General features: G+C 58.9%; 20 protein-coding genes and 1 pseudogene. 16 read left to right on the top strand and 5 right to left on the bottom strand.

Annotated features, from left to right (window positions below; translation table 11 throughout):
* Positions 1–169: 169 nt before the first annotated feature.
* Genes WM40_RS13110 through WM40_RS13100 form a run of 3 tightly spaced genes read left to right on the top strand, consistent with a single transcriptional unit; the run spans position 170 to position 1365 of the window.
* A complete protein-coding gene (locus WM40_RS13110) occupies positions 170–481 on the top strand; it encodes an ArsR/SmtB family transcription factor (protein ID WP_036009349.1) in 312 nt (103 codons plus the stop codon).
* Between the two features lie 12 nt (positions 482–493).
* A complete protein-coding gene (locus tag WM40_RS13105; RefSeq protein ID WP_024903052.1) occupies positions 494–925 on the top strand; it encodes a YeeE/YedE family protein in 432 nt (143 codons plus the stop codon).
* Positions 926–933: 8 nt separating this feature from the next.
* Positions 934–1365, top strand: a complete 432-nt coding sequence (locus WM40_RS13100) for a YeeE/YedE family protein (RefSeq protein ID WP_024903051.1) — start codon at positions 934–936, stop codon at positions 1363–1365.
* On the opposite strand, the gene WM40_RS13095 is transcribed toward WM40_RS13100, so the two are convergent.
* Positions 1357–2340, bottom strand: coding sequence for an AraC family transcriptional regulator (locus WM40_RS13095; protein ID WP_024903050.1), 984 nt, complete (start codon positions 2338–2340; stop codon positions 1357–1359). The genes WM40_RS13100 and WM40_RS13095 overlap by 9 nt on opposite strands.
* A gap of 107 nt (positions 2341–2447) precedes the next feature.
* Here WM40_RS13095 and WM40_RS13090 point away from each other — a divergent pair.
* From WM40_RS13090 to WM40_RS13065, 6 genes and pseudogenes are all read left to right on the top strand, one after another.
* Positions 2448–3494, top strand: a pseudogene (locus WM40_RS13090) (SDR family oxidoreductase).
* 258 nt (positions 3495–3752) lie between these two features.
* Positions 3753–4229, top strand: coding sequence for a DUF3293 domain-containing protein (locus WM40_RS13085; protein WP_162199069.1), 477 nt, complete (start codon positions 3753–3755; stop codon positions 4227–4229).
* 222 nt (positions 4230–4451) lie between these two features.
* Positions 4452–5660, top strand: a complete 1209-nt coding sequence (locus WM40_RS13080) for an MFS transporter (protein ID WP_082102678.1) — start codon at positions 4452–4454, stop codon at positions 5658–5660.
* A 124-nt stretch (positions 5661–5784) separates the two neighbouring features.
* Positions 5785–7104: an NAD(+) diphosphatase gene (gene nudC, locus WM40_RS27910; RefSeq protein ID WP_052738315.1), complete on the top strand. Its 1320-nt coding sequence runs from the start codon at positions 5785–5787 to the stop codon at positions 7102–7104.
* Between the two features lie 292 nt (positions 7105–7396).
* A complete protein-coding gene (locus WM40_RS13070; protein WP_024903045.1) occupies positions 7397–7975 on the top strand; it encodes an invasion associated locus B family protein in 579 nt (192 codons plus the stop codon).
* Positions 7976–8139: 164 nt separating this feature from the next.
* The gene (locus tag WM40_RS13065; RefSeq protein ID WP_024903044.1) at positions 8140–9576 is read left to right on the top strand and encodes an aminotransferase-like domain-containing protein; all 1437 of its coding nucleotides are present in this window, start codon (positions 8140–8142) and stop codon (positions 9574–9576) included.
* 32 nt (positions 9577–9608) lie between these two features.
* Here the strand turns inward: WM40_RS13065 and WM40_RS13060 are convergent, their stop codons facing one another.
* A complete protein-coding gene (locus WM40_RS13060; RefSeq protein WP_024903043.1) occupies positions 9609–10436 on the bottom strand; it encodes a formate/nitrite transporter family protein in 828 nt (275 codons plus the stop codon).
* A 315-nt stretch (positions 10437–10751) separates the two neighbouring features.
* Here WM40_RS13060 and WM40_RS13055 point away from each other — a divergent pair, with 315 nt between their 5' ends.
* Complete coding sequence (locus WM40_RS13055) at positions 10752–11462, top strand: alpha/beta hydrolase (RefSeq protein WP_024903042.1); 711 nt, start codon at positions 10752–10754, stop codon at positions 11460–11462.
* Positions 11463–11602: 140 nt separating this feature from the next.
* Here the strand turns inward: WM40_RS13055 and WM40_RS13050 are convergent, their stop codons facing one another.
* From WM40_RS13050 to WM40_RS13040, 3 genes are all read right to left on the bottom strand, one after another.
* Positions 11603–12337 (bottom strand): TetR/AcrR family transcriptional regulator, encoded by a 735-nt coding sequence (locus WM40_RS13050; RefSeq protein ID WP_024903041.1) that lies wholly within the window; start codon positions 12335–12337, stop codon positions 11603–11605.
* 286 nt (positions 12338–12623) lie between these two features.
* Complete coding sequence (locus tag WM40_RS13045; protein WP_082102675.1) at positions 12624–14330, bottom strand: ShlB/FhaC/HecB family hemolysin secretion/activation protein; 1707 nt, start codon at positions 14328–14330, stop codon at positions 12624–12626.
* 262 nt (positions 14331–14592) lie between these two features.
* Complete coding sequence (locus WM40_RS13040; RefSeq protein WP_157685791.1) at positions 14593–16380, bottom strand: collagen-like triple helix repeat-containing protein; 1788 nt, start codon at positions 16378–16380, stop codon at positions 14593–14595.
* 693 nt (positions 16381–17073) lie between these two features.
* On the opposite strand from WM40_RS13040, the gene WM40_RS13030 reads away from it, so the two are divergent.
* The 6 genes from WM40_RS13030 to WM40_RS13005 all read left to right on the top strand — a co-directional run bounded on the left by WM40_RS13030 (position 17074) and on the right by WM40_RS13005 (position 22739).
* Entirely contained in the window at positions 17074–17286 is a 213-nt protein-coding gene (locus WM40_RS13030; protein WP_236693500.1) for a Flp family type IVb pilin, read from the top strand.
* Between the two features lie 198 nt (positions 17287–17484).
* Positions 17485–17694, top strand: a complete 210-nt coding sequence (locus WM40_RS13025) for a Flp family type IVb pilin (protein WP_024903036.1) — start codon at positions 17485–17487, stop codon at positions 17692–17694.
* Between the two features lie 128 nt (positions 17695–17822).
* The gene (locus tag WM40_RS13020; protein ID WP_024903035.1) at positions 17823–18362 is read left to right on the top strand and encodes an A24 family peptidase; all 540 of its coding nucleotides are present in this window, start codon (positions 17823–17825) and stop codon (positions 18360–18362) included.
* Positions 18363–18813: 451 nt separating this feature from the next.
* Positions 18814–19962 (top strand): Flp pilus assembly protein CpaB, encoded by a 1149-nt coding sequence (cpaB, locus tag WM40_RS13015; RefSeq protein WP_024903034.1) that lies wholly within the window; start codon positions 18814–18816, stop codon positions 19960–19962.
* Between the two features lie 160 nt (positions 19963–20122).
* Positions 20123–21433, top strand: a complete 1311-nt coding sequence (locus WM40_RS13010) for a type II and III secretion system protein family protein (RefSeq protein ID WP_046153048.1) — start codon at positions 20123–20125, stop codon at positions 21431–21433.
* 19 nt (positions 21434–21452) lie between these two features.
* Positions 21453–22739, top strand: a complete 1287-nt coding sequence (locus WM40_RS13005) for an AAA family ATPase (protein WP_024903032.1) — start codon at positions 21453–21455, stop codon at positions 22737–22739.
* Positions 22740–22876: the final 137 nt, after the last annotated feature.

Below are 22876 nucleotides of genomic sequence, written 5' to 3'. Positions count from 1 at the left end.
AGTGATGTCATTCCTTTGCTGGGCTCCGTAAAAGACCGAAAAATCGTTTGGATTTCAGCGTGGCGTGATCAATAGTCATCAGCAGGGCGCTAACAAAATATTGAAACATATATTGTTTTGATGTATATTGTTTTCGGAAATCGTGCGATTTAATGGACTACTCGGTGCCGTGCCAAAGCAAATTGATTTACTGAAACTGCAAGCAGCAGCAGGGGAAGCATGCAGGCTGTTGAAGGTATTGTCGAACACCGATCGCTTGCTCTTACTGTGCCAGATGACACAAGGCGCGTTCTCGGTGAGCGAATTGGAGGCAGTCACAGGCATCCGGCAGCCCACGCTGTCGCAACAACTGACCGTGCTACGCGAGGAGCAGCTCGTCCATACGCATCGCAGCGGTAAGCAGATTTTCTACAGTATCACCAGTAATGAAGCGCTGGCCGTGTTGCAGTTGCTGGATAAGCTTTACTGTCCAAAAGAATAGGAGTCCTGGGCAATGACGATCAACTGGAACGATTTCACGCCCTGGTCGGCGCTTGCGGGCGGCCTGATGATTGGATTCGCAACGACGCTGCTTTTGACGTTTAACGGAAAAATCGCCGGCATCAGTGGAATCGTCGGCGGTTTGTTGAAGCCGTCACGTGGCGATAACCTCTGGCGCATCGCATTCGTCGCGGGCCTGGTGATATCACCACTCGTGTTTTCTTGCATCGGCCCTCTGCCGCAAGTACGCGTGTCGGCCAGCAATACGGTCATCATCTTGGCGGGACTGCTGGTAGGGGTGGGTTCGCGCTATGGATCAGGGTGCACCAGCGGACATGGTGTGTGTGGGCTGTCGCGCCGTTCACCGCGTTCCATGGTGGCGACTGCCGCGTTCATGCTTGCTGGCTTCGTCACGGTCTACATCGTTCGTCATTTTGTACGCTAGGGGCGAAAATGAAAGTGTTCATGGCGTTGTTTGCCGGCCTGTTGTTTGGTTTGGGACTTATATTGTCGGGAATGAGCAACCCTGCGAAGGTGCTTGGCTTTCTCGACTTGGCTGGAAACTGGGATCCATCGCTTGCTTTTGTCATGGGCGGCGCGGTAGCCGTTGGCTCGCTGGTGTTTCCCTTTGTACTCAAACGGCCGAGGGCCATCCTGGGGGACGCACTGCACTTGCCTACAGCCACGCGGATCGATCGGCGCCTTGTGTTCGGTGCGCTCGTATTTGGTATTGGTTGGGGTTTGGCGGGTTACTGTCCGGGACCGGCACTGGCATCGCTTGTACAGGGCGGCCCGAAGCCCGCATTTTTTGTTGTTTCGATGTTGGTTGGCATGTGGCTATATGCCGTGCTCAACCGAATAATCATCAGAGCGCAATCAGTCTGACGCCGGCGCGGTAGATTCGGCATTCCGCGTGGCACCCCTGCATGCTTTGGGAGAACGGCCTGTTACGCGTTTGAAGGCATGGCTGAAAGCACTTTCTGATGTATAGCCAAGCGATTGCGCGACAATCGCTATCGGCGTGTTCTCGTCTCTCAAGGCACGTTCGGCAAGACGCATGCGCCATTCGGTCAGATAAGTCAGTGGTGCGACGCCTGCAATTGTCCTAAAGTGAAAAGCGAACGTCGTTCGGGACATTGCGCATGCCTTGGCGAGTTCACCCAGATGCCATGAATGCGCCGGATCGCCATGCATCAATCTGAGTGCTGGCGCGATACGCGGATCACTTATTGCGCCTAGCCACCCTGTTGGCATGGGGGAAGCTGTTTTCAAGTGCGCTCGCAGAACCTGGATGAATAGCAGTTGCGCCAGTTGCGCCGACGCAAGCTGCGCACCGGGCAGATCCGCCGTGCGCTCCTCGACGAGCTGACTAAGAAGCCATTGGAAGGTTGTTGCCTGCGACGATGCCGCCGACACATGAATCCATGGCGGCAGAACATCAGCAAGCAGTCTGCCGCTTGTCGGGTCGAGCAAGACGTGGCCTCCGATGTGGCCGAAATCGTTGCCATCCCCCAATGTTGCGGTCGTTTTGCCGGCGCCGGAGAACACGCTCATTGCATCAATGGGAGCAAGATCCAGGTCGCTAGCCAGGACAGAAGCGCGTTTCGCGGTCAGAAGACCAACATCTCCCGCCTTGAAATGCATCGGTGCCGCTTCACCTTCGATGCGCACCCAGCAATTTCCCTTCACCACGGCAAAAAACTTGATTTTGTCGGGCGCCGGAAAGCGGATGGCCCATGCGCCTCCGGCCGTAAAACCACCGGTTATGAGTGATTCGACTCTTGTGAATTTGAGAATGTCGGAAAAAGGATCGATGCGCATGCTCGTACTTTTACACAAGTAATTCGCACTTTCAAGCATTCACAATCCGAATGTTGGGTTTTACGCTCTCTCTTGCTTGTCAAGGCACCGCATCGCCGAGGCCCGTGGTCGGATGGCTAGTGGCTAGGAAAATTCGAGAAAATCTTATGAATGAAAAAACAGTATTGGTTACAGGTGGAAGTGGATTCATCGCGCAGCATTGCATTCTCGCGCTCTTGAATAGCGGCTATCCCGTGCGGACCACGATTCGTGCGCCGGCGCGGGAAAAAGAAGTGCGGCAGAATCTGCGGGCCGGCGGCGTGAAGTCGGGTGATTACCTCTCTTTTGTCATCGCCGATCTGTGTGCCGATGACGGTTGGGAAACCGCTGCCGCCGGGTGCGCCTATGTGTTGCATGGCGCGTCACCGACACCCTCTGGCGGTCAGGTGCATGAGGACGATTGGATCATGCCCGCGGTGAATGGCAACCTTCGTGTGTTATGAGCGGCGCGGGATGCCGGCGTCAAGCGAGTGGTGCTCACCTCTGCCTTCGGCGCGATTGGCGTAGGACATAAACCAAGCTACCGTCGACCTTTCGATGAAACGGATTGGAGCGATCTTCGCGGCGACATTGCCCCGTATCAGAAATCCAAAACGCTTTCGGAAAGGGCTGCCTGGGCATTCATCGCTGAGGAAGGGCGTGGGCTTGAGCTATCCGTCGTCAACCCTGTCGCGGTTCTGGGTCCGGCGCTTGGCCCTGATTACTCGCACTCCATCAGATTGATAACGAGTTTGATGGAAGGTCAGGCTGGATGCCCTAAAATCAATTCCGGCTTTGTCGATGTGCGGGACGTCGCCGACTTGCATTTGCGCGCCATGACTGATCCTGCCGCTAACGGCGAACGCTTTCTCGCTATTTCTGGTGAGAGCATGTGGATGGTCGATGTCGCAAAGGTGTTGCGCAACCGGATGGGCGATGCAGCCGCGAAAGTATCAACACGGCTGCTATCAAATAGGTTCGTACGCGCTGCTGCGCTCAACAATGCAATGCTGAAAGGGATGGTGCCGCTGCTTGGCGTGAATATGAACGCCACGAGTGAAAAGGCCAAGCGTTTGCTCGGATGGCGCCCGCGTTCACCGGAAGAGGCCATTGTCGCGGCGGCGGAGAGCCTTATTCGGCTAGGTCTGCTACAGGGTTCAAAAAATATGGCATAAGCCGGCCGCGCTGATGTCTTCATCCTATGCGGCACGAGTCGTTGAGGGACAGATGCCATTCTCGCCGTGTGCAATGCAACCAGCCCGCTTGGTCAGCAAGAGGCGTCGATGGGTCGGCATGCCGACGATGTCGTTATATTTTGTATAATGAAATGATTTCATTTACTGCCAGGGACATCGTGCCATGTGCATTACGTTGTCATCCATATGAGTACTAGCGGAAGCAGCCCGGCGCACCAATGGGCGGCGACGGATTTGTTGACAGACAAAAACCTTGGCGCCGACGTCAGTCTGGCCCCGGCGTTGCTCGATGCTTATTGTCGAGCAGACTACCGGATCCTGCTATCTGAACCGGTCATCATGCGCATCGGTCAGCGCAGCGCGGCGCTGGACGGCTTGCTGACCACGCAGGACGCGAAGTACGGTCTTTTCATCAGTGCCTGGAATCCCCGCAGCCGCCCGCTGTCGGTCCTTTATAACGCGGCGCGCCACGCGGGCTTGATTCACGGCATGAAACAGCGAAACCTACGATGGTTGCCAGCGATGGGTGCCGACGAGACAGGGGAGTGGCCGGCAGAGGAGAGCGTTTTCATCTTGGACGCGACGGTGCTGCTGGCGGATCGATTGATGACCGAATGGGATCAGAATGCAGCGGTCTGGGTCGAGCACGGCAAGGCGCCGGCATTGGTGTTGCATCCGCGTTTTCGAGGCGGTGCCTTGCTGCGTGAATTTTGATACACTTCTGCCGTGGGATGCATCGACGCAGTCCATCGTAAGCGTTTACGTCAACCAACGCGCAACTTGTCGTCTTGTCAGGCGGCCGGGGGCGTGTGGATGCGTGAGCGCTTTTTTGTTTTGCGGACGGCTTGTCACGCATTCGCATTGAAGCGTGCGATGTCGCACCGGACTCCCGCGATCCGCTTGTCCTCTGGACGCACTTCATAAGGGATTGTCCAATTGTCCACCCGTGCCACTTCCTCTCCATCAGCGCCAGCCGGCGGCGACCGCGCGCCGGCCCAGGTCCTTCGACTGACCGTCGTCTTGTTCTTGTCATATCTGGCGGTGGCTTCGGCATTGCCGATCGTTTCTGCCTATGCTGTACACAGCTTGCACCTGTCGAATGCATTGGGTGGGCTTGCCGTCGGCATCGCGTTTTTCTCGACCATTCTTACCCGAAACATCGCTGGCCGGTTGGCGGATCAGCATGGCGGTCGCTATACGATGCAACGCGGCTTGTGGATTTACAGCGCTGCTTCGTGTATCTGTCTGCTATCTGTCGCGCCGGTTTTTCCGCATACCCTTGGCTTTATCGTGCTGCTCGCAGGTCGCTTGTTGCTTGGCGTGGGTGAAAGCTTCGCCCTCGTTGGCATGCTGGGGTGGAGCATCGGCTTGATGGGGACGCCCCGGTCGGGCAAGGTAATGGCTTGGATGGGGGCCGGCATGTATGGGGCTTTCGCCGTGGGCGGACCGCTGGGACTGGGCTTATATCATGTGTGCGGTTTTGGCGGCGTGATGGTGGCTGCGATTCTGTTTCCATTGTTGGGACTGCTGCTCGTGCAGGGGGTGCCAGGCGTTGCACCGCAGTCCGGCACGCGAGAACCGTTTTGGCGGATCATCGGGCGCATCTGGCGGGCCGGCGCAGCAGTTGGGCTGCAGGGTGTTGGTTTTGCCGCGTTGGGTGCATTCATTTCGTTGTACTTCCAGCAAAAAGGTTGGTCCTATGCAGGCATGGGCCTGACTGCATTCGGCGTGGGGTTCGTGGCTGTCCGAATGCTGTGTGGCAATCTGCCGGACCGTATCGGCGGCACGCGGGTGGCAATGGTTTCCCTGGTGGTCGAGGCGTGCGGCCAGTTTCTGATATGGAGTGCGCCGGGCCCCGCAGTGGCGCTGGTCGGTGCCTTATTGACCGGCCTTGGCTGTTCCATGGTCTTTCCTGGCATGGGCTCGGACGTGGTCAAGCAGATACCGCCGCAGTTGCGAGGCACCGCCGTGGGCGGCTTTGCCGCATTCCAGGACATTGCGTACGGTGCCACCGGTCCGGTCGCAGGGGTGCTCGCCGACCATGCCGGCTATGCGGTCGTGTTCCTGATCGGCGGCATCTGCGCCTTGCTGGGTCTTGTGGCCGCGGCATCGGCGCATCGCCAGCCTACGGCACAGTCGTCATAATGCCCGGTGTACGCGGAACCGATGCAAACCACCACAAGTCGACGTCATGGCCGCGGCGGCCAGCTCAACACGGTTTGCCTGTTCGCGACGCCGTACCATGACGTTTCATAAGGGAGAAGGGACGATGTCGGACACCAACGCAAAGACGCCGGCGCCAGACCTTGCGCCAAGGGTCGCGACGCATGATATCTGGCATGACCCCGTGGTAGCACTCGAAACTGGTTTCACGGGCAACACTCTCGATCGATGCTCGGAGCGTCGGGACGATCTCGTTTTCATCAGCGCCTTGAGACGTGATCCCCGCGCGCGTATCGTCCTGTTCGCCGCCGATGCGCCGCTCGTATGGACCGGCACGCACGTACCGGTGGATGAAGCAAGCCCGCCGTGCAGTGCAATGGCGCCGGAAACCGTTTCGGTGCAGACCATACATCTCGAAAATGGTGTCGGAATAACATCGGCCGATGTCATTGCATCCGGAGACATGACGGCCGGTACGCCTTATGCACTGCACGAGACCGTGGTGCGGATACTGTCCAATGCAGGTTTTGGTACCGCGGCGCGCGATCATGCCAATGCGGATGAAGAGAGCGTCCTGCTCGGCATCGATTCGAACGGGGTGCCGTGGTTTGCGCAACGTGCGGACGTGGCGACGACCGATATCGAGTCGCAAGAAATCCGTCCCCGCCCGGTGACATTTCCCGAGACCGTGTTGACGTGGCCGGTGCGTGAGGTATTGGTTACCTCACCTGGCTTACCGATAACGCCGCAGTCGGCGAGCGATGTTGCCGCGGCGAATGATACGCTGACCGTGCGTGCCGTCGGGCTTCGGGCGCTCGCGACGCAAGGTGCGCTCCCGTCCGTGGAACTGGCCATGATCGCCCAGGCGAAGGCGGTCCTGGAGTGGCATGTACGGCATCGCTTTTGCGCGCGTTGTGGGAGCGCGTCGCGCGTGGCGGCGGCGGGCTGGCGCCGTGAATGCCCGACTTGCGCCGCCCTGCATTTTCCACGTGTCGACCCTGTTGTGATCATGATCGTGATCGACCGCTCTTCTCCGGAGGCTCCGCGGTGTCTTCTGGGTCGACAACCCCAGTTCGCGCCTGGCATGTACTCTGCGTTGGCGGGCTTCCTCGAGCCGGGTGAAACAATTGAAGACGCGGTTCGACGGGAGGTGCGCGAAGAAGCCGGCGTGCAATGTGGGACAGTGCGCTATCTGAAGTCGCAACCCTGGCCTTTCCCGGGCTCGTTGATGCTGGGTTGCGCGGCGGTGGCAACCAGTACGACGTTACGCATCGACCATAACGAGCTCGAGGATGCAGGGTGGTTCAACCGCGAGGAGGTGCGAGACATGCTGGCCGGCACGCATCCGCGGCAGTTGAAGACACCGCAGCCCCACGCAATTGCAGCGACGCTGATTCGCGCTTTCGTGGATGGTTTGCTTGATTGACGCATAGCGCCGCAATGGCGTTCGAACGTTTGTCTCAAAATAACGTGTTTAGATGGTATTTGCCGGATTTTTCCAGTAATTAACGTGTGATTGTCGCGCGGGGTGCACTGTCTGGGTGTTTCCCGGTTTATCATGATCACCGAACACGCTGAGCACTGCGCAGTTGCGCGAGTTCCTGAAAGCAACGTGATGATGGGAAATCCGCAGGCAACATGTCCGCTTTGTCCACGCGTATATAGAAAACGATTCCGCACGCTTCGCAAATGGGAGGGTGCGCTCTAGGGAGTGGAACATGGCAATCCAGCATCATCTGGTTGGTGTGAGGCAATGGGCGGGAATCGGCGTCGCGGCATTGTCGTTGGGCTTTCTGTCGGCACCGCCGGCGAATGCCCAGGCCAGTGCAACGGTAAGCGCTGGGGCGTCGAAGGAAATGCATGGTGACTGGGCCGTCACGTGTGCGGACCGAACCCAGGGCCAGCAGCGCGCCAAAGCTTGTGTGGTGTCGCAGACGCAAGTCGATCCTAAGACACAGCAACGGGTGGTAACGCTTGAACTGGCGCCTTCCACCACCAGCGGAGGAGACACGGCCGCCACGTTGTTGATGCCTTTCGGCCTCGTACTCGATCGCGGCGTCGCGGTGCAGATCGACAACGCACCCAGCGGCGCACCGGCACGATTCCAGACCTGTTTGCCGGTAGGATGCGTGGTGCAGTTGCGTCTGGATGCAAAGACCTTGAGCATGTTGCGCTCCGGCACGGCAATCAGGCTTGTCGCGATCGCGGCGACGGACGGACGCCGAATGCTGTTCACGGTGCCGTTGCAGGGCCTTGCACCCGCAGTGGACCGGGCGGTGACCCTGTCGAAGACCTGAGTACCGCGCACGCACCTTGGGTGCGCCGTTTTCTTGCATGTCCCGGCGGCTTTCCCACGGCGATCGATTCGCGTATTCGCGCCCATGCCGATGGCGGTGTGTCGTGAATCTTGGCGCGCGGTATGATGCGGAGGGTCGGAGATCGTCGGCAGCAAGGATAGCGCTTGAAACTCTACGAGAAATTGGCTGCCGATATCGAAGGGCAGATCCGTCGGGGTGTGTTTGCGGCTGGTGAGCGCGTGCCCTCGGTGCGGCAAGCGAGCCAACATCATCGCCTCAGTATTACTACGGTGCTCCGCGCGTACTTGCTGCTCGAAAGCCGCGGGTTGATCGATAGCCGGCCCCAGTCCGGCTACTTCGTCCGCCGGCAAGGCGATGCGCCGCCTGTCGCGCAACTCCGCTCCAGCGCGCCGATCGCCGTTTCTGCCACGGTTGATGTAAGCCGTCTGGTGCTGTCGACGCTGCGCTCGATCGGTAGCGGTAGTGCCGTGCCATTGGGGTCACCCTATCCCGATCCGACCCTCTACCCGTCGTCGCGCATTCATAGTTATGTTCATGCATTTGCGCGTCGTAATCCGGGTGCCGGAATCATCGATGATCTGCCGCCAGGCAACCCGGAACTGATTCGGCAGATCACCCGGCGCTATCTCGAGAACGGCATGGTCGTCGACCCGAACGAGATCGTCATCACGTTAGGGGGGACGGAGGCAATCAACCTCTGCCTGCAGGCGGTTGCCAAACCCGGCGATGTGATTGCCGTGGAATCGCCTACTTTTTACGCCATGCTGCATGCGATCGAACGGATGGGCATGAAGGCGCTGGAGGTGGCCACGCATCCCAACGATGGCATTGACCTTCAGGCGTTGTCGCTTGCAATGGCGCAGCAGCGTATCGCGGCGTGCATGGTGATGCCGAATTTCCAGAACCCGTTGGGATTCCAGATGAGCGATGAGCGCAAGCGGGCGCTGGTCGCGCTTTGCGCGCAATTCGACGTGCCGCTGATCGAAAACGACGTGTATCAGGAGTTATATTTCGGCACACTTCATCCAAGTGCGTTGAAGCATTACGATCAAAACGGCCTGGTACTGCACTGCTCGTCGTTCTCGAAAAGTCTGGCACCTACCGCGCGAGTGGGATGGGCGATACCGGGCCGATTTCGCGATCAGGTTGAAAAGCTGAAGTTTCTCAATACGCTGACGACGTCATCGGTGCAGCAGCAGGCACTTGCCGAGTATCTGCGCAAGGACGGCTATGAGCATCATCTGCGGCGCGTGCGGTCGCAGTATCGACAACAATCGCACTTGATGACGGCAATCGTGCGGCGTTTCTTTCCGGAGGGGACCCGGATTTCCACGCCGCAGGGCGGCTATGTGCTCTGGATCGAGTTGCCCCCGGCCGTTGATTCTATGGTCCTGTACGAACGTGCGCTGCGCGCGGGGATTACGTTGGGGCCCGGCTATATGTTCTCGACCACGCGGGCCTATCGTAATTTTATTCGTTTGAATTACAGCTATGCCTGGAATCCGCAGATCGAGCACGCCGTGATCGCGCTCGGCCGGATAGTGCAGGCGATGGTACAGTCGTCGGCGGCCAACGTGTGACACGCGCGTGACGGACCATCGGGGCAATCGGTTTAGCGTACGTTGCCGCCGGATTGTGCAACCGTCTTTGCATTGTCGCTTTGGCTGGCCGAGGCGACTTGCCGGATGTCTTGTAGCCAGTAGCCAGCACCCATGAATATCGCGCCACCGACCAAATTGCCCAGCGTAACGAACAGTTCGTTGTGGATGGCACCACCCAGCGTTACGTCGATCGGGTGGTCTCCCATCAACGCCAGCGCGAAGATGAACATATTGGCAACGCTGTGTTCAAAGCCGCTGGCGACGAAGGCAAAGATCGCCCAGAAGATGACGCCCAGCTTTGCCGCATCGCTGCTTGTCCTCGCGGCCATCCAGACGGCCAGGCATACCAGCCAGTTGCATAGAACGCCTTTTGCAAACAATACGCTGCCCGGCGCGGACATTTTCAGCGTGACGGCCTTGTAAAAACCGGTAGCACCGTCGGTCAACAGCACGCCGCCGCCAGCGGTATGCAGGATAGCTGCCAGGAGCACTGCGCCAACCAAGTTGCCGATCCAGCAAACCATCCAGACAGCGAGCACACCGCCCAGCGATGCTTGACGACGCAGCATTGCGATCGGCATATACATCGCGGTGCCGGTGAAAAGCTCCGAGCCTGCGAACACGCAGAATGTCAGGGCGCAGGCGAACACGCCGCCCATGACGAGATGGACATATGCCGGGTCCACATGAACACCGACGCTGAACATCAAGATGTCCCCGAAGCCGATATAGACGCCGGCCATGGCGGCGCCGATCAGATAGGCGAGCGGGTTGCGGGCAATCAGCGCGACTTTGTCCGCGCCCGTCTTGGCAAATTTATCAATGGTCTCTGCGTACATGATGGGGTTCTTCCAGGGACTGCGGCGCTTATGTCGCGCCGTTGGGGGTGCGTCAATCTGGCGCACATCATAATGCTCGCAGTCTCATTCTTGAGGCGATGGCGTGCGCAAATGCGGCGTGGTTGCCAGATTCCAACGCTGTAATGGACGCCAATAGGCATGGCTGTACTCTATTTTTGTTATTTTGTAAGAATTGAAAGCAGCATTTGGGTACAGTTTTGCCAATGCGATGAGGCAAGCGAGCTGATGCAATAATGCGCGTAACAGGGCTACCGATCCGGTGCGCGGCCCACTATTGACCAGGAGCATTATCCGATGTCCTCTTCCGCCCATTCCGACTCCGCAGCATCGCCGTCGCTGGACCATGAGCCCCCCATCGAGATTGAAACCGGTGCGAATCCGGGCGCCAGCGTGATTTGGTTACACGGTCTTGGCGCGGACGGCAGCGATTTCGTGCCGATCGTGCCGGAACTGCGGCTACCCGAACATCTGGCCGTACGCTTTATTTTTCCGCATGCACGCCGGATGCCGGTGACCTGGAACAACGGGCATGTGATGCGAGCGTGGTATGACATTGTCTCGGTGGACGACGATAAGCGGCACGCGGACGAAGCCGGCGTCCGTGCTTCGCGCGATGCAGTAAGGGCGTGGATCAAGCGGGAGGAGGCGCGTGGCATTCCGGCGACGCGGATCATCGTGGCGGGATTCTCGCAAGGCGGTGCCATCGCATACACCACGGGCATGACGCATCCGGAGCCGCTCGGTGGCATTCTGGCGTTGTCGACCTATGTCCCAATACCCTCGATCATTGCTGAGGAAGGTCGCTCAGGAAGCGAAAGCACACCGGTTTTTGCCGCACACGGCAGCGATGACGCCGTCGTGCCGATGCCGTTGGGGGAGCGAGCATGCGGAATCGTCCGGGATGCCGGGCACCCTCTCAGATGGGAAACCTATCCAATGGGGCATTCGGTGCATCCACGCGAGATCGCGGACATTGGTGCGTGGCTGATCGAACGCCTGGGCTAGTTTGAAAGCGTCGGCACGGAGCGGGGCTGGCACCCAGCGTCGCTCCGACACGCCTTTCAATTCGCCATTGGCGTGTACGCCTTTACCAGGGTCGGCTGACTTGGCAAGCGGTGCATCCGTCACATAAGATCAGATGAGCCTTATGCCGCAACCAATGCCTGGCCTGGCACCGCTACCGGATAGACGGCATCCAGGACCGAGGCCTGTGGTGCCGTATCCTGAAGGTTTTCCCGGGTGCCGAGCAGCGTGCGCATTGTCGAAGCCAGGAGCCACAAGGTATTGACCTTGGACATCCCTTGCTCGCTGACGGCCTGACTGATCATCATCATGGTATTGGCATTCAGTCCTACACCGGGTAGGGCAAATGCTAACGTATTCAGATGCCATCGGACCGTGTCGGCGTCTAGCCAGGGGGTGCTGCGGCAAAATGCGGCGACGAATCGTGACTCGACGTGCGCATAACGCTGTGTCAGGAACTGGCGCAGCGGTTGTGACAGGTCCGTGCCCACGCGAATCATGAAATCGCGCTGATCAGGGGAGTCGATGATGTCAAAGGTATCTTGCATCAGGCTCTTGGCAAGCACGGTCATGACATGCTCGCTGCTTAATTGGTCGCCGAGCGCTGACTCAAGCCGGGTCAGTTCGGCAAGGCGCAACTCGTTGATGACATCGAGGCGCCGCGCAACCATTGCGCATACCAATGCGTTTTTTGAGCCGAAGTGATAGTTCACCGCGGCTAGATTGACGCCGGCATGCTCGGTCAGGTCACGTAAGGACAAGCTATCCGGGCCGGAGCGGGTGTACAACTGCTCGGCGGCATCCAGCAAGCGGGCCTTCGTGTTTCTGGACGAATCGTCACTCGATACGCGATCCATGGCTTACCTCTCGAATGAATGCAACATGTGGATCTGTTTTGGCCCGGCTGCGATGTCGCGATGTCACGTTTCTCGCGTTATCGATTTTTTGCCGGACTACAGGAATTAAAGCAATACGAGCTGCTGCGGCGCACATTCATCCATCAGCCATGGTGACATACATGGCCCTATGCGTACCGCCAACATCTGTGAACGACGGTGAAATGTCACCTGCGCAAACATTTGCAGCAACGAATCAGCAGGTCATATGATGGCAGCATATCGAGACAGTACCACTTTCTCATAATTAGTCCAGTTGATAGGAGAACGTTGCGTTGACGCGCGGGCTGCGGTGGCTGCTGCCCGAAGGCTTGTCGCCCACGGGTTGCGCCACCGACAGGTCGAGGGAATAGAAACGGCTATCGGAAACCCGAAAGCCCAGCGCCAGCGACTGCAGGTCCAGCGGCAGCGAGTTTGGCGCATTTAAATAGGTGCGCGCGATGGCGTAGGAGGCATACGGGATCCAGGTCTTCAGGTACCGGGCGGTATAGCTAAATGATCGATTCAGTTCAATCGACACCCCCCAGCCTTTGTCGCCGGCGGCTTCACCTGGTTGATATGCCAGGGAGTAACGTTGGCCGCCAAAGGTGATCTGTTCGCTTGCGGGGAGCGCCTGGCCGCTATATTGACCTGTCGCGGAAACAACGGTCGCGAATCCTAGCGGCCATTGATTGTTCTGCATGGCTGATGCACCCACACGGAAGAAATCGAGGTCCACCGGGTTCGGTACCACCGCGCCGATGACGTTGGTATAACCTTCCTTGGATGCCCCCAGTGTATCGAGTCCCTTCGCAAGCGTCATGCTGACCCGTCTTGACATCTTGGGCCGGTTCTCGGTATAGACGATTTCCGTTTGCAGCACGCGAGATTGTGAACGCAACCCGACATAGGCGCCGGTATCCGCGGAATAGCGGTCGTCGTTGCGTACCGCATAGGCGGACCCGTTGACCGTCAATGCGCGTGTATTGTTCAGGATGATGGGATAGCCGAGAGAGACGCCAATGCGATCCTGCTCGGTACGACGATGTACGCTGGACGGTAGTCCGGGCGTTGTCCTCGGCTCGCCCGCGAAGCGTGATGCATCGATCTTCGCTGTCAGGCCGTCGCTGCCAAGAGGCTGTGTGTAGTTGATGCCGTAATATGTCTGGCCATCTCTTCCACGTGGCGCCAACGCGGAAATGCTTAATTGTTCACCGAGGGACAGCAAACCATTCTCCGAGACCGTAAATAGCCCTTGAATGCCTGGCTGGTTGAACGAGACGCCGGTGGTGAATCCAATCTTCTGTCGCACGACGCTGAGCTTCAGCTCGGTCGCGCCGTCGGTATTTTGCGGTGGTGCGATATTCGCGGCTACTTTCAAACCGGGAATCTGGCCAAGAAGCGCCGTATACCGTTCGAACGCGTCACGCCGTAAAGGTCGTTGATTTACGAGATGGTTCGCGATGGCGCGCAGGTGACTTTCGGCATTCCCTATCGCACCTTCTATCGTCACTTTGGACACATAGCCTTCGACCGCCACCACGCGAACCACGCCGTTTGCGAAATCCTGTGCTGGCACGAAGGCAAATGACAATGCGAAACCACGATCCTGATAGCGCTTCGTGATCGCGTTCGCTGCCTCGATCAATTGCTGAACGGTCGTCGATTTTCCGACAAAGCCGGAAAACATGGCCGACGCTTCTTCGAACGGAATGCTTTTCACCCCTTCGATTCGAATCGACTTTGGCACAATTGTCTTCGAGAGCAAACCTTCCATCGTATCGGGTTCCGTTGTGTCAACCGTGACATTAACTTTCGGTGTCGACGGTGGCGCGACCCGCGGCAGGCTCTGCAATCCATTGCCACGGGCTTGTCCCTGTGCGGTGCCAGGCAGCGCAACTGCGCAAAAGTATGCGATGCCCGTCAACAGCACGGACGCGTACGCGGCATGGCAAGGCAAAAAGCGATATGTCATGTGTCGGTGTTGACCCAACGACGTTTCCGCGAATGCAATCGACGTTATCCTATTGTAAGGTTCCCGGCGCATCTGTGGGCAAAATTACTACATTAAGCGCACGGCGTGCATGCATTCGCGGTACGTGATGACCGACGCGCCCTGGAGGACGCTTCGGCGCGACAGGCCGTCGATCGAACCAACGGACCACGCAGACCTGCGATAGTCTTCTGCTTTCTTCTGCTTCTATGTGACCGCGGCGCAATCGCTGCGGAACCACTTTTCAATGGCGCAACAACGCGCCGGTGCTGTTCAATAGTCCACCAATGCCGGTGCTGCCCGTCGTGGTGCTTCCCGTTCCAGTGGCTGTGGCTGTCGATCCGCTTGTCAAGCCCCCAACAACACCGTTGATACCGGATACCGCATTGGATACGACACTTGCTCCCGAACTGGTCGAGATCGATGCGCCTGCGCTGGCGACCACCGTCGTCACCGGCACCAACGTGGTCACCGTGCCCAGCGTGTTGTTCAGCGTCGATCCCACGCTGTTCAACGTGGTGCCAACAGTCGATCCCGTACTGGACGTCACGCCTGCGACGAGCGACGTGACGGGCGTCAAGACACCCGTAAGAGAGCCGGCCGTGCCGCCCGAGGTCGCCCCGGAGACGATGCTGCTCAATCCGCCGGCGCTCGAGGTCAGATTTGACGCAAGCGTGGTAACCGGGCTCAGCGTTCCCGCCGTCGTTCCGGAGGTGAGGTTGGACGCAAGGGAGGTAACCGGCGCCAGCAGTTCGTCTGCATCGTCGTTGTTTGCACTGTTCGCCGTACCGGCCACGATCGTCGTGACAGGCGCTAATAATGTCGTGCCGCTACCGGCGTTGCCGGACAGGGCAGCAGGCAGATCGGACAACAGCACCGATACCGGTGCCGTCACCGAGCCGATGGTGCTTGCCAGGGAGCCGGTACCTGTCGCCCCCGAAACACCCGTCGCCGCGCTGCCCAGGGTGTTGCCTACACCGGCAATGGTCGTCGTGACTGGCGTCAGGTCGACACCGCCGAGGGACAACGGCGAGGCTGTGCCACCCGCCAATCCGGAAACCACGGATGTGACCGGGCCAAGCAACGTCGTCAGCGTACCGTTGCTATCGGTTGTTCCATTCGCTGTACTAAACAGCGTGCCAATGCCAGTAACCAGATTGCCGGTTTGACCCACGGTATCACCGAGGCTGCTGGACAATGTCCCAGTCGTGCCGCCCGCGATAGCCGTTCCCGCAGCCGACACCGCGTTACCTGCTGTCGTCAAGACGTTTGTCAATGGGCCGCCCACGCCGAGTGCATCGCCGGTCTGTTGGACCGTGCTGGACAACGACATTGTGATTGGCGTAATCGCGCTGGATACGCCCGCGGTCACATTCTCGATCCCGCCAGTACTGACAATGTTGTCCAGGGACGTCGCGGCATTGGCAATCAGGCCCTCGGTTGTACCGGCGGTACTGTTGACGGTTGCGGTAATCGGCGCAAGACCCGCCAGACTTCCCGTTCCAAGACTGCCGACCAGTGCACCCGTATCGCCTACCGTGCTTGCGGCGTTGTTCACGGTCGCGGGAACGATCGCAACGGTGGCGCCGACAGGATCAGTGGACGAACCGATTTGCCCCAGTCCATTGGACAGCCCTAAACCGATCGTTGTCACCGTCGTTCCGACATCACCGACGACAGTGCCAGCCGCGTTGTCGACGCCGTTGGTAGCGAGCGTCCCGTCCAGTACAGCGGCATTGTCGACAGTACTCCCCAGAGACGACACCGTGCTGCCCACGCCTGTCACGACATTGCCGGATGTGCGGGCAACCGTCGCCAAACCGTTGGTTGCGGTAGTGGTCTCATCACTGCCTGGCGTATTCGCGCCAGTACCTGCTGCACCGCCAGTACCGGAACTCCCCGTGGTCTGCGTGCCGCTGCCGGTGGAGGCCTTGCCGACGGTCCCACTGCCGGCGCAGGCACCTAACGTCAACAGCGCCGTCACGGCAGTCGCGAATAGTGTTTTTTGGAAGATGCGATGTTGGTATAGCACGGTTTTTCTCCGTCGAAGTTGTTTCCGCATCCCGGTAATGCAATTCCGATACCAGCAATTTCGCGAGGCGTTGTTTCATTTTTAGATTAGCCGAGGAGACGAGAAAAACAAAGGCCTTGAAAGATTTTTTTAAATATTTAATTGGAATTTGTGGTGTAACGGTAACGTCTTGTTACCTGCATTCTAAGTCGAGTCGTAACGTGACGACGTAACAAAATCGCAAATTCCGTCGTATTTAATTGTGGTCGTTTGTTCGTTTCATTCAAACGGTTGTTTTATTTAATGACTCTATATGTATAGTCATTTTATGCAATAAGAAAATTGAATTAAACGAACGATTTATAAAAATAATATCATTAAAAAACAAAGAGATAAAACGGTTCTTCACAAAATTTACATTCCTTTCTTGATGATTACAGTGTTTTGTTGTATTCCGCATATATCGACCCTTCGTTTGAAGATCGCATTGCGAGAAACGTTGCCATGTTCAATCGGGTATGGCAAATTAAGGTTGTGTTCACATTTTTGATTTTCACCGTGAGTGGAATTGAATCGCTGTGTGAAAGTGGTAAAAATTTACTACTATTCGCATGCTTGGATGGGAAGCGTGTCGGCATGCTGGTTGAATAAAGGCGAATAAGCCGCCTCCTTGCGCGGTTGATAAGAATAAATCTCTCTTAAAGGGTGGCGACGATGAATGCAGCGCAGGTTCAATTAGTGAAAGCCCGTATTCAAACGTTTGGTCGCGATGAAGATGGTGCCACCGCGGTTGAATATGGATTGATTGCGGGATTGATTGCCGTCGCGATCATCGTCGCGCTGACGACGTTGGGTGGGAAGCTAAGCACAATGTTTTCTAGCATCGCTTCCACTGTCGATGCGCAGGCCACAAAAGCAGGTAGCTGATTTCAGATTGGTGTGTGCTGCTGCTCGTGAATACGGTCGGAGAGAAGGCGATCGTTTGGGCGCGGTGAGCAGAGCGGGAAGACGTCGCTGGACGAGATGTGTGCAGTGAGAAGTTGATGGGTGGTTATTTTTTCTGTTTTGGTGACTGTTGCTGGCGATCAAGTGCTGGTATGGCGCCAAGTCGACTCGAGGTGAATCATGTCTTTTGAAATTTTGAAGCGAGCCACGGACAAGTCGGTAGCGCGAGTGAAGGAATTTGCGCAGGACGAAACCGGCGCCACCGCGATCGAATATGGTTTGATAGCCGGACTGATCGCCGTGGCGATCATCGTGGCGGTGACCCTGCTGGGCACGAAACTGAGCACGCTTTTCACGAATCTCAGTGGGAAGATTCCCTCCGGCAGTTGACCGCTGGCGGAAGGACGCCTTCCGTCCCGGTTATCACGGTGCCGATGATGACCTAATGACCGTGGCGGTAGACGAGAGGGCCGGAAGCGTGCAATTGCGATTTGCGTTGATGCGAAGGTTGCCGGGTGATGCAGATTCCGTTGCTGTTCTTCGTCTGTCTGGTCGTGATCATATGGGACTTGGTTGCGCGTCGCGTACCAAATCCTTTTTTGATTGTCTGCGTTGCGATGCAATGCGCGCTCACCGCATCAAGTCCGTATGCAACCAGTTGGATGCAGGCGGGGGGCGGATTTCTTCTTGCCGCCGCATGTACGTTGCCTTTTTATGCAATGCGCTTGATGGGGGCGGGGGATGTGAAATTCGCGGCACTGTTGGGGTTGATGACCGGCCCGCGGGCTTTTATCGCGGCATGGGTGATTGGCAGCCTGCTCGCTGGATTGCATGGCGTGATCGTGCTTCGTTGGAGAGCCAGCCCCAATTTGTCTGGAATGCTTGCCACGGTGAAAAGTGGATCACGATGGACCGCGCTGGCGGTGCCTTCCCCGCGACGAAAGTGGGTGTCGGATTACGTCACGCGCAAGCGTGAGGGGCGCAAAGGCATTCCCTATGCGGCGTATCTCGGGATGGGCGGCATGGCGGGATGGTGGGCGTTGTCGCAGTGGCTTTGACGTGGATGGCGTGGGTTGTTGGTGGGTGCATGATGCATGGCGAACGGGTAGGCCAATGATGCGAGTACTGAAGTCCGCATGCCACATCAAACAGCCGACTGAAGTGTGGCGGGAAAACGAAAAAGAGAGGGCGTGCTACAGGATCACATGGGGGCGTGATTGGTGAGCAATGACACGCTGACAGGTCCAATGGGCGCGTGGCGCCGGGGCGGCGCGGCGCAAGGATAGATAGCATGGTAAGACCGTTTGCGCAGCATCGGTGTCCCGGGCTTGAATGGCCTGAGTGTGATGATGTCGCGCACGGCAATGCGCGCGCGGCACCAGGCCAGTCGTTGTTCGCCGTTCGCCACCGGGCGGCGCCGTGTCGCAAACCGGGTGCCGTTTTGCCGATGAACGGAAGATTTCGCAGCGCACACGGTGATAGGTCCTCGCTGCCGGTGGAGTGGCTGCGATGAGCGCTTCCACCAGGATCATCGCAGCCGTGCTGGTTGTGTTGGCGCTGTTGCTCGGCGTACTGTCAATTTTTGTCGGAAGACGACCAGCCCCAGTTGCCACGAGTGCCGTACCGGCACCGGTCGCGACGTTCCCTGTCGTCATCGCATCCAGGCTGTTGCCTGCGGGGCAGCCCATTGCCCCCGACGCCGTCCGTGTGATTCAGCTACCCGTACAACCCACTGGCGCTTATACGAAAGTCGAGGAAGTAGTGGGCCACACGCCGCGCGTACCGATCGACAGCGGATTGCCGTTGACGCTCAGCGGCTTGGCGCAGGGTTTGACGTTGACGTTGAAGCCTGGTGAACGCGGCGTTGCGGTACCGGTGGATGAGGTCAGCGGTGCCGGGAACGCGGTTCAAGCCGGTGATTACGTGGATGTGTTCGTTACGATGAAGGCGCCTGAAACCGGCGCGACAGGCGGGCAGAACGACCGCAACATCGCGCGCTTACTGATCTCCCGGGCGCGTGTGCTGGCGTATGGCGCGAGTTCATTGACGAACGGCGCGCCGGCGCAGGGCACGGCGCCGGCGCCTGGTGCGAACGCGCAGGCAATGGTGGATCAGCAGCGGCAGATGGCTCGTAGCGCCGTGCTCGCGGTACCGGTAGATCAGGTGGATGGTCTGGTGCTGGCGACGCAGATGGGACGTTTGACATTGGCGTTGCGCTTTCCCGAGGATGGCGGTGCGGTCGACAGCGCCTTGTTTCAGGCGCCGGGGCCGGTGGTGCGGGCACGAAGCGATCTGCCCGCCGCCGAGCGCGACCGGCTCGCTGCGCCAGATAACAAGGCGTTCGCGGGTATGGACAGTGTCGGTTTAGCGGGGGGCGTGTCTTTGCCGGCGGCCATGGCAACCGTGCCTGCTTTGCCTGACGCCTCGACGACCATTCGATCCTCGCGCTTGGGTGCGCTTGGCGGTATGGCGCACGCGCGGGGCTATGTCGAAGTCATTCGCGGCATGGACATCAGTCGCGAAGCCGCGAACGGCTCGACCCCGCGATCAGCGGTAGGCACGCCGCCGTTGCCGGGCCTCTCGGCGGGAATGGATCAGGCGACGATACCGCTGCCCTCGCCGAGCAGCGTGATCAATTCCTCGGGAGGCGGACGATGAGTCTCCCGACAATGAAGCGTCTTCTTACGGGGCACTTGCTCGCCGCGATGGCGAGGTATGCCCGGGGGGCGTGGCATCTGAAAATCCACGAAAAAGACGCCTGGGCGCATCGGAGACAGGACGCAATGCGCGATGGCGTGCCGTCGAGGCTGGGATAGTGATGGCAATGTTGGTACTGCCGATGTGGGCGAGTGCGCAGTCTGACACGACGGCCGACACGGCGCGTCGTCTCGCGCCCGCGCCGTTTGCGATGGTCGTCAGCGAACAACGCATTCTTCCGGCATCGCGGTTGTCACGCCTGGCGGTGGGCGACCCGACCGTGGCCGACGCACGGCCTATCACCGGTGGTGTATTGATCGTTGCCAAAAAGCCCGGTACGACGACGCTGTCGTTATGGGAAGGCAGCCGCACTACCCCCCGCGAACTGGCGGTCTCGGTGCGCGCGTTGTCGTCGGACGCCATGTTGGCGAAGACGGGGGGATCGGTGCAAGTCTATGGGGACACGGCGGTGTTAAGCGGACAGATCGCAACCACGGCGGATCACCAGGCTGCGTTGGCGGTAGCACAGCAGTCCGGTGCGAAGGTGGTGGATCGGTCGACGGTTGGCACCGGCGGTGTAGTGCAGGTGGATGTCAAGGTGGTCGAATTCAGCAAATCTGTATTGAAGGAAGCCGGGTTTAACCTGTTCTCCAGCCGATCGAACGGTTTTGGTTTTGGCGTTTTTGGTCCGTCCCAGCTCAGCTCGTATACGGCATCGACGACGGGTGTGTCATTCGGCAATTCGGTCGGCACGAACATGGCGAGTGCATTCAATCTTGTGGCTGGGCCGTTCGCGAATGGCTTGTTCGCCAACATCAGCATCATGGAGACAAACGGCCTGGCGCGCGTATTGGCGGAGCCCACATTGGTGGCGTTGTCAGGGCAGTCCGCCAGTTTTCTCGCCGGCGGAGAATTGCCCGTTCCGCAATCGGGAGGGCTTGGCACAACGACGATCGTCTACAAACAGTTCGGTGTTGGTTTGACCGTAACACCGACGGTGCTTGGTCCCGGCCAGATTGCGTTGAAGGTGGCACCGGAAGCCAGTGACCTCGATTACACACACGCGATCACGGAGTCGGGGATCTCGATTCCGGCGATTTCCACGCGCCGAGCGGATACGACAGTCCAGTTGGGCGATGGTGAAAGTTTTGTGATTGGCGGACTGGTGTCGCGCAGCACGGTGGCCAGTGTGAACAAGGTGCCGCTGTTGGGCGATCTACCGATCATCGGGACGTTTTTCAAAAATTTGAGTTATACGCAGGACGACCGGGAACTGGTTATTTTGGTGACGCCGCATCTGGTGAAACCTATTGCCAAAGGGGTGGCATTGCCACTGCCTGGCGCCGGCCGTGATTCGAGCACACAGCCTGTCTGGAGAAGTTTTCTGGGCGGTGCGGCATCCGGCAACGATGTGCCGGGATTCAGTCGCTGAAGGGTGGGGCAAGCAGGTCATGGATAAAAACTTCGAACAGCCGCGCGTGCTGTCGCGCGCGCAGAATTTTGTGTTCTTCACACCCTCGGCGCAGCGCGCCGACGTGTTGTCGCGCGCGCTCGATGGGATCGGACGTGTGGATCGCCTGGCCGGGGATGCGGCCTATATCACCCGCTCCGTGGTCATCTTGAAACCGGCCCTGGCCTTTGTGGACTTCACGGCGATGTCCCCCGGCGCGGGTGCCGGACAGGAAGGCGCCGATGGCGCGCTGGCGCCGCAAGCTGTGGTGGAGACATTGCGGCGCTGCTTGCCGGAGGCGTTGCTGATCGGCGTCGGTAATGCCAGCGACGCGCAGATGACGCTGACAGCCTTGCGCAGCGGCGTGGCGGACTTTCTTGATCTCGAGGGCCCCGCCGATGTGATGCGTGCCTCCGTCACGAAACTGACGGACAAGTTGAGCGCTTCCACCCGTCGCGCCGTAACCATCGCCATTGCCGGCGCGCGAATCGGCGTGGGGACGAGCACGTTCGCGACCCATCTCGCCACGATGCTCGCCGCGGACGAAAACGCGCCGCGGCGCGTGGCGTTGCTTGACCTCGGTCTGCCTGTCGGTGACGGCCTGCTTTATACCAACACTCCGACCGGTTTCGACTTTGCCGATGCGGTTACGGCGCTGAGTCGTCTTGATGAAACGTTGGTGCGCACTGCGTTGCCGGTGTCTCCGAAGGGTGTCAGTGTTCTTGCCTTGCCGGCCGATTTAAGCCGGATGCGTGCGCTGCCCCAGGCCGATGCCGTGTCGCTCGTCGACCAGATTCGCCGGTATTTCGACGCCATCATCGTCGATCTCGGCGGCGCTGGTAGTGCCGATTTGACTGCCAGCGTATTGAATATGGCTGACCTGAAGCTGGTGCTGACGGATCAGGGTATTGCATCGGTGGTGTCGCTGTCGGACCTGCTCAGTCAACTTGATGAGCGTTCGGTCGACCGCAAGTCGCTCAGGCTGGTGGTCAACAAATACGACGAGAGTTATGGGATGGCCGCCCAGCAACTGACCGAGCGCTTCGCCATCGCGTTGGGGGGGACGTTGCCGGATCGCCGGCTCGCGCTGGGCCGAGCCGCGTCGCTAGGCCAGTTGTTGAGCGGCAGCAAACAGGACCCATACATCCGCGGCGTACAGCAATTTATCGAGATGGTTCAGGCGTTGGCCGTGGAGGTAGGCGGCTTGTCGATTGGCGCGGCTGCGCTGCCCACCGCACGCGGCGGTAACTCGTGGTCGAATGTCTCCAAGCTATGGCGGCGGGGTTAGCGCGATCGATTGGTCGAGTGGTACCAGGGGTCGGCGATGCGAGCGTCAGGCAACGTGGTGGAAGTACGAAGCACAGGGTGGGCGGTCCGCTGTATCGATGGCACGCGGTGCGTTCGTGCTGGACGGCTGGGTGATTG

Origin of the sequence: Robbsia andropogonis, from assembly GCF_000970345.1 — a bacterium.
GTDB classification, from domain to species: Bacteria; Pseudomonadota; Gammaproteobacteria; order Burkholderiales; family Burkholderiaceae; genus Robbsia; species Robbsia andropogonis.
The sequence above is the reverse complement of the archived record's forward strand: the minus strand, read 5'-3'. Positions and strand labels throughout refer to the sequence as shown.

Excerpts from the sequence above, each read along its gene's own strand:
- WM40_RS13055 (WP_024903042.1), top strand. The coding sequence starts at position 10,752 with ATGTCCTCTTCCGCCCATTCCGACTCCGCAGCATCGCCGTCGCTGGAC.
- cpaB (WP_024903034.1), top strand. The coding sequence starts at position 18,814 with ATGAGCGCTTCCACCAGGATCATCGCAGCCGTGCTGGTTGTGTTGGCG.
- WM40_RS13010 (WP_046153048.1), top strand. The coding sequence starts at position 20,123 with ATGGCAATGTTGGTACTGCCGATGTGGGCGAGTGCGCAGTCTGACACG.
- WM40_RS13050 (WP_024903041.1), bottom strand. The coding sequence starts at position 12,337 with ATGGATCGCGTATCGAGTGACGATTCGTCCAGAAACACGAAGGCCCGC.
- WM40_RS13005 (WP_024903032.1), top strand. The coding sequence starts at position 21,453 with ATGGATAAAAACTTCGAACAGCCGCGCGTGCTGTCGCGCGCGCAGAAT.
- WM40_RS13105 (WP_024903052.1), top strand. The coding sequence starts at position 494 with ATGACGATCAACTGGAACGATTTCACGCCCTGGTCGGCGCTTGCGGGC.
- WM40_RS13100 (WP_024903051.1), top strand. The coding sequence starts at position 934 with ATGAAAGTGTTCATGGCGTTGTTTGCCGGCCTGTTGTTTGGTTTGGGA.
- WM40_RS13060 (WP_024903043.1), bottom strand. The coding sequence starts at position 10,436 with ATGTACGCAGAGACCATTGATAAATTTGCCAAGACGGGCGCGGACAAA.
- WM40_RS13020 (WP_024903035.1), top strand. The coding sequence starts at position 17,823 with ATGCAGATTCCGTTGCTGTTCTTCGTCTGTCTGGTCGTGATCATATGG.
- WM40_RS13025 (WP_024903036.1), top strand. The coding sequence starts at position 17,485 with ATGTCTTTTGAAATTTTGAAGCGAGCCACGGACAAGTCGGTAGCGCGA.
- WM40_RS13070 (WP_024903045.1), top strand. The coding sequence starts at position 7,397 with ATGGCAATCCAGCATCATCTGGTTGGTGTGAGGCAATGGGCGGGAATC.
- nudC (WP_052738315.1), top strand. The coding sequence starts at position 5,785 with ATGTCGGACACCAACGCAAAGACGCCGGCGCCAGACCTTGCGCCAAGG.
- WM40_RS13030 (WP_236693500.1), top strand. The coding sequence starts at position 17,074 with ATGAATGCAGCGCAGGTTCAATTAGTGAAAGCCCGTATTCAAACGTTT.
- WM40_RS13045 (WP_082102675.1), bottom strand. The coding sequence starts at position 14,330 with ATGACATATCGCTTTTTGCCTTGCCATGCCGCGTACGCGTCCGTGCTG.
- WM40_RS13095 (WP_024903050.1), bottom strand. The coding sequence starts at position 2,340 with ATGCTTGAAAGTGCGAATTACTTGTGTAAAAGTACGAGCATGCGCATC.